This window comes from Saccharomonospora sp. NPDC046836 (genome assembly GCF_040645195.1).
Lineage (GTDB): Bacteria > Actinomycetota > Actinomycetes > Mycobacteriales > Pseudonocardiaceae > Prauserella_A.
The window spans coordinates 1-4,516 of record NZ_JBEYXW010000102.1 but is presented as its reverse complement, the minus strand read 5'-3'; the positions used below and the strand labels follow the sequence as shown (position 1 = coordinate 4,516).

Sequence of the window (4,516 nt, the reverse complement as noted above, 5' to 3'; positions counted from 1 at the left end):
TTGAGGTGCTAGTGCCCTTTATCGGGCGTGGGGGTTCAAGTCCCCCCTCGGACACTCAGGTCAACCGACCAAATAGAGCCGGTCAAAGCGACACTTTGTCGCTTTGACCGGCTTTGTTGTTGTGTAGAACGTGATCTGGCCCTCTGCGGGTTCGCAGAGGGCCAGATGTGTTTGTGCTGTTCAGGCGGGGTGTGAAGGGTGGGGTGGATCAGGCTTCGGGGGTGCTGCCGGGGAGGTAGCCCTTGGGGGTCCAGTCGTGGGGGTTCTTGAGTGTGTGGCGGTTGGAGGGGCGACGGCGGGCGGGGAGGCCGCCTGTCTGGAGGGTGTCGAGCCAGCTGGCGAGTTTGCGGTGGTTGGCGTGGGCGATCTGGAAGGAGAGGAGGAGGGACTGGGCGGCGATTCCGCGGATGCGGCGGGTGCGGCTGCGTTCGATGGCTTCGTGGTCTTTGGCGTAGCCGTTGAAGTGCTCCACACGGTTGCGCAGGCGGAAGTAGTGGTGGACCCAGGGGGCGAGGCCGTGGTCGAGTTCCTGCCAGTGGCGGATGCCGACGTCCCGGTTGAAGGTGAGGGACTCGCGGCGACAGACCTCGGGGTGTCCTGCCGGGGTGGGGGTGACGTCGATGAGGGGTAGACGGGGGTTGCGGCCGAGGCTGCGGCGTTTGACGGGGCAGGCGACGGTGGGGTGGGTACCTGCTGCGGGGCAGAGCATGCGTCGAGCGCCTCGGTGGTCGGGGGCGGCTTTGGGGCGCAGGCGGTAGGAGGCGCGGGCGTCGACCCGGGCGCGCCATGTGTGTTTGTCGATCTTCTTGGTGAGGAGGTCGGCGGTGGCTGTGGTCAGGGGCTGGGGGAGGTTGGGGCAGTACCAGGTGCCGTCGATGAGGAGGGCGCCGGCGTGGGAGCCCTGGATGCCGAGCTGGTCGATGCGGTAGTCCCAGATGGGGCGGTAGCCGAGGTCGCGGACGGGGATGTGGAAGGTTTCGGGCAGGGCGGCGTTGTAGGCGCGGTCGGCGGCGAGCCAGCCGGTGGGGTAGTTGCGGCGGCGCATGTCCTTGAGTGCGGTGATGGCATTGCCGGCGGGGTCGTGTCCGGGCTTGTGGACGGTGAAGGCGAGGACGAGGGCGGGGAGGTGGCGGCTGTGGTCGCGGGTTGCCGTTGGGCGGCCGCCGAGCGGGGTGGTGGAGGTTTCACCGGTGACGACGAGGGTGGCTTCGAATCCGTAGAGGTAGCGCTTGGCTTTCCGGGTCTTCTTGCCGTTGTGGGGGCTGTGTTCCTGCGGGTTGGTCGCGGGGTCGCGGTGGTTGCCGTCGCGGACGTACCAGGCTGCGTCGGGGTCGGTGGCGGTTTTCGGGTCCTTGGCGCTGACCCCGCGGGAGAAGGTTCGGATCGGTGTGGCGTCGACGGCGGCGGAGCCGTCCCAGAACTCTTCGATGACTGTTCTGGCCGGGGCGAGGGAGGCTTCGACCAGGCGGTTGGTGACCTCGACAAGCAGCTGGCGGCGGGTGGTGAGGTCCTGCTGGTCGGCTTCCTGCTCCAGACGTGCGACGTCGGCGTGCGGGAGGCGCCGTTTGGGCAGTGGGGAGGGGTCCATGACCGCCTCGGCGGCGTGGAATGCCCGGCGGACGGCGAGGTAGGCGGATTCGAAGCCGTTGATGTCGTCCGGCCAAGTGGGGAGGGCGAGTTGGGTGTGCGCGGTGGGGGTGAGCTGGTGGGCGAGGATGTCGGCGACCTCGGCAAGGACGACGCGTCCCTGGTTGCGCCAGGAGTCCAGGGTCATGGCGATGAACAGGGCGTGCAGGGTGACGGTGCGGTTGCGCCCGGCGTTCGACTTGCGGGCGCGCAGTTGCGCGTGGTGGATCAGGGGGACGACGCCGGAGCGGTCGACGAACTGGCGGGCTCGGGTGAAGTCGGCTGCCCTGACGCATCGGCGGCGCTCGCGCAGTTGCTGCAGCCACGGTGGTGTGCCGGCGTGGTCGTGCGGGCCGGAGCAGGAAAGGTTGGTGGGGGTCATGGCATCTCCCTGAGGGTGGTGTGGGCCTGCTCGGCGCTGGTGCCCTTGAGGTAGGGCAGGAGGCGGGAGAGGGCGTGGAGCGAGTCGAGGCCGGCTGCGGCGAGCAGGACGGGCAGGGGGATGGGGACGTTCATGCGTTCCACCAGCCAGGTGGCACGGCATCGGCCCATGACCAGACGCGGTACGCGTGGGTCACGGGCGGCGCGGTAGACGAGGTCGGTGACGGTGTTGGGGCCGCGGGCGAAGCTGGAGGGGCGGAAGAGGTAGCCGGTGTCCGCGTGGCGGGCGGCCTCGGTCAGGGTGCGCTCGAAGGGCCGCGAGCAGATGATCAGGCGGGCGCGGTTTCCGCGTACCGCCAGGACGCAGGAGCCGTCCTGCAGGACGCGTACGTCGGGGCCGCGCAGCGGGATGATTTCGGTGGTGTCGAGGCCGCAGCCAAGGCCGAGCGCCAGGAGCAGTTGCAGGCCTCGCCGTAGTTCGGCGGTGGGCTGGCCTCCGGCCCAGGCCCACAGGCCGGCCTTGTCGTTCGGGCTGAAGGGCTGGGAGGGGTCGGAGGCGGAGAGCGGGACGGGGCGTCCGCCGGGCAGGTCGGGCCCGATCACTGCGGTTCTGAGGGCGGTGAGGCAGGCACGATAGTTCGCGCGGGTTGCCTCGGTGACTTCTGGGCAGCCCCCGGCGGCGAAGCGCTCCACCATTGCGGGGGCCAGCCACAGGCGGGCGTCGGCGGGGTGGCCCTGTTGGTCGGCGTAGACGGCGATCCTGGTCAGGGCGGTGAGGAGATCGCGGGCACGGTGGGTGGTGGTGGGGGTGGCTTGGGCGACGGTGGTGCGGACTTCGTCGGCGACGCGTTCCCATGCGGGTGGTCTGTTCGAGGGGCGGTACTGCGCGATGCGACGCTCCATCAGCATTCTCCAGACGAACACCCCCGGCGGGGTGCCATTGGAATACCATGCTGGGTGCTGGGGGACGCCGGGCGACCCGGGAGATCCGGATGGGTGAGACTGGGGCACGTGCCCCGAGGAGACAGCCGCTTCGTCAGTCCGCGTGGATACGTGCAAGCCGGGCCGTGGCCCAGGGACACGACTGTCGGGCCGTGGCCCAGAGCCGTCTTGACTGACCATCACGGGGCCAAGGTCGCCCAGGCGCTCGCCCTGAGGCTCACCTCCGCACTGGAGGGGGCGGGATGGTCGGTCGCCGAACTGTCGCGGCGCAGCGGGGTGAGCCGGCTGACGATCGCCAACGTGCTGGCCGGCCGTGTCTGGCCGGATCTGCTGACCGTCGCCAGCCTGGAGCGGGCGCTGGAGTGTGACCTCTGGCCGGGCAGGGACGTGTGAGGTCCCGCGCCTGCGCGGCGATGAAGGGGGTGGTGGCATCGTGACCGTCCTTGACGGGGTGGTCCCGCCACTGGCGGGGCCACCCGAAGGGATGACGGCACGGCCGTACCGGCCTGCGGCGCGTCGGTCCGCGCTAGGCTGCCGGTGACGACCGGACCGCACTGCCCGGCCTGCCCGCCCCCGGAAGGGGGAGAGCCAGGTCGGCACAGAGTGGTATCTGCTGGGGTCCGGTTCGTTGGGGGCCGCCGCTGATGTCAGAGTCGGCGGCGGCCCGCTCTCTTACACATGTCTGCGGCGGGTCAGAACATGGTCGCCTCCCTCGTCGGAGATCCCACGGCTTCCGGGCGGTGGTAGACCACGGCCCGCGGGTGAAGTTCGGTCTTCACCAGCAGCCCCTGCTCGGTCATCCGGTCCAGGACGGGCCGCAGGCTCCGCAGGTTGGTGTGACCGATCATCAGGGCGACATTGCGTACGGTCAGAGGTGCACCGGGCCGGAACCTCTCCAGTACGGCTTCCACGCGCTGGTGCAGCGTCAATTGCTCCCCGGTGGGCGGTGCCGTCTTCTGCTGGCGGCCGCTCTTTGCCTTGCGAGGCTTCGCGGTCGCGTCCTGGTCACCGGCCGGGGCCCGCGGGGGCGGCACATGTGCCTCGCTCGCCTCGTCCCGTTCCCCGTCGGCGTCCCCGTCCGGCACGGCCTCTTGTCCACCTGTCGGCGCCGTCGGCTGCGCGTGTGCGTCACCGGCATCCTCCGGGCTGTTGTCCCGCGGTCCGGCGTGCGCAGCCCCGTGACTTGGTGCCTCGCCCCCGCCCGGCGCGGGTGACTGCCCATCGGGATCCTCCCCATCTGCGCGATCGGTGGTACACGGATCGTCGTCGGATGCGGCGGTGGGATGGGAAATTCCCACCGCGGAGAACGGCGGCACGTTCTCCAGCCACTGGCGCAGCGTGCGGGACCGGACGATGAACGCCTCGGCCTGTTCTTCGAGCCCTCTGAGTTGCACAGCGGTGGCCGACGGATCGGCCAGCGCGGCTCCCCAGGTCAGGCTGATCCTGTCCATGGGCGACACCTTAGAGGGCGTTAAGTCCCGTTCCTGATGGTGTGGTGTCGCCCGTTCGTGGGTCCCCCGCTCGGTGATGGTCGGCTTCGTCAACGCGCTCGCCATCCTGATCTTCA

General features: G+C 70.1%; 4 protein-coding genes. 1 reads left to right on the top strand and 3 read right to left on the bottom strand.

The features are described 5' to 3' along the window. Nucleotides 1-208: 208 nt before the first annotated feature. Both ABZ863_RS35335 and ABZ863_RS35330 read right to left on the bottom strand, forming a co-directional pair. Entirely contained in the window at nucleotides 209-2,008 is a 1,800-nt protein-coding gene (locus ABZ863_RS35335) for a hypothetical protein (RefSeq protein ID WP_358195604.1), read from the bottom strand. Beyond that, nucleotides 2,005-2,910, bottom strand: coding sequence for a hypothetical protein (locus ABZ863_RS35330; RefSeq protein WP_128464407.1), 906 nt, complete (start codon nucleotides 2,908-2,910; stop codon nucleotides 2,005-2,007). The genes ABZ863_RS35335 and ABZ863_RS35330 overlap by 4 nt, the downstream gene beginning before the upstream one ends. 207 nt (nucleotides 2,911-3,117) lie before the next feature. Between ABZ863_RS35330 and ABZ863_RS35325 the strand changes: the two genes are divergently transcribed. After that, on the top strand, nucleotides 3,118-3,342 hold the full coding sequence (locus ABZ863_RS35325) for a helix-turn-helix transcriptional regulator (protein ID WP_128464406.1): 225 nt from the start codon (nucleotides 3,118-3,120) through the stop codon (nucleotides 3,340-3,342). A gap of 299 nt (nucleotides 3,343-3,641) precedes the next feature. On the opposite strand, the gene ABZ863_RS35320 is transcribed toward ABZ863_RS35325, so the two are convergent. Further along, nucleotides 3,642-4,400, bottom strand: coding sequence for a hypothetical protein (locus ABZ863_RS35320; RefSeq protein WP_128464405.1), 759 nt, complete (start codon nucleotides 4,398-4,400; stop codon nucleotides 3,642-3,644). Nucleotides 4,401-4,516: the final 116 nt, after the last annotated feature.

What these genes read in the sequence shown, in the direction of transcription:
- ABZ863_RS35335 (WP_358195604.1), bottom strand. Translation starts at nt 2,008, where the DNA reads ATGACCCCCACCAACCTTTCCTGCTCCGGCCCGCACGACCACGCCGGC.
- ABZ863_RS35330 (WP_128464407.1), bottom strand. Translation starts at nt 2,910, where the DNA reads ATGGAGCGTCGCATCGCGCAGTACCGCCCCTCGAACAGACCACCCGCA.
- ABZ863_RS35320 (WP_128464405.1), bottom strand. Translation starts at nt 4,400, where the DNA reads ATGGACAGGATCAGCCTGACCTGGGGAGCCGCGCTGGCCGATCCGTCG.